Origin of the sequence: Anaerosalibacter bizertensis (assembly GCF_009696605.1) — a bacterium.
Taxonomy (GTDB): domain Bacteria; phylum Bacillota; class Clostridia; order Tissierellales; family Sporanaerobacteraceae; genus Anaerosalibacter; species Anaerosalibacter bizertensis.
Genome location: NZ_VULR01000039.1, coordinates 1 through 1,622, shown reverse-complemented (window position 1 = coordinate 1,622; position 1,622 = coordinate 1). Strand labels below are relative to the sequence as shown.

Below are 1,622 nucleotides of genomic sequence, written 5' to 3'. Positions count from 1 at the left end.
AAGACCAGCTAATTAAAGTCAATAGATTTTAGCAAAATAATATTTAATGTTTTTTGGAAAAATTAATAATAAAAAAATGCACACCTAATAAACCAATAATTATTGGCTTAAAAAACGAAACTGTTATTTAAAATTGTTCTTTGAAAACTAAACATTAAATACAGATCATTAGGCTACTAAAGACCTAGTAAGCAGTAGTTCCTTATGCTCCTCTGGGGTTCTTAGCTCAAAAGGCTTTTTGTCTCTCATGACGGCAAATATAATATTTACTAATTTTCTCATTACAGCACCTAATGCAACCTTTTTGGGCTTGTTCATACACTTTTTCTGGTAGAACTCATAGATCACTGGATTAGTTTTATTACCATTTCTTTTGCTTCGAACATTGGCCAAAGCAGTTGTAAAAATGACCCTACGAAGCAATCTAGAGCCCCTTTTAGACATTTTGTTACGGGTCCCGGTGAATTCACCCGACTGATTAACAGAGGGATCAATTCCAAAGAAAGCTACAAGTTTATTAGGGCTAGAAAATGCGGAAAAATCACCAACTTCAGCAAGTATCGTGGCAGCAGTTAGCACCCCAATACCAGGAATACTGCATAGTAGATTAATAATAGGTGATAATACAGGATCATCTTTTAAAGAATCCGCTAAAATGATTTCATTAATTGCATCAAGTATGTTTTTTTGGGCTTCCTGTAAGGTTCTTACCATGGAAATATTAACTTTGAGAATGGCTAGGTTTCCAGGATTACTGATACTTAAGTCTTTAAACTCCTTAGCTTTTAAAACTAAAAGTTCATATTTTTCAGTAGACCATCCTAGACCTTTCTTAGAAGTTTTTTCAATAAGTGATATTAATGTTTTCTTATTAGCCTTTAGAATTTGATTGGGTGAAGGATACCTATCAAGCACCGCTAAGGCAGTCTTTGAATATACATTTTGGAAGACCTCTGTAAAGTTTAGCATTACTTGATCAATAATGCCAATAAGCCTATTCTTGTAAGTAGTAAGTTCATCACCCAACTTGTAATATTGGCGGCAGAGGCTTTTGAGACAATCAATAACATCATCAGGCACAGCTGTAGTCTTAATAAAAGAAAATCTATAAAGCAATGCAATCTTATGGGCATCAAATTTATCATTTTTTACTTTCCTTATTCCAATATTTTTGATAGAATCAAATTGGATGGGGTTTATGATAGAGACCTCAAATCCAGAATCAGAAAGATAGTGGAAGAGGATTTTGTGATAGTGCCCAGTGGATTCTAAGACTACGACAGGCCTAATTGCAAAATCCTTTTCTGCTTTTTGCAATAGACCTATAGCCTTTTGAATACTGTCAATTGAATCATGATAGATCTTAATACGATGATAAATCTCATTATTAGGGGACAAAATACACATTTCACTAAAATTTTTACCAACATCAATACCAGCTACAGGTGGATAATTCATAAGAAACCTCCTAAATAAAGTATTTGGATTTAGAAATCCATTCCTTCTCAAATAAGTACACAACCTTGCATGTGACACGAGGAACCAGTGTTAACTGGCCTCAACCAGCCAAATAATGTAATCTTATGAGAATGGATAGATACTCTTTTTTACAGGTAGTCGCC

1 protein-coding gene is annotated in these 1,622 nt (G+C 33.8%); it reads right to left on the bottom strand.

The features are described from left to right. Nucleotides 1-168: 168 nt before the first annotated feature. Entirely contained in the window at nt 169-1,458 is a 1,290-nt protein-coding gene (locus FYJ27_RS12565) for an IS110 family RNA-guided transposase (protein WP_154485137.1), read from the bottom strand. Nucleotides 1,459-1,622: the final 164 nt, after the last annotated feature.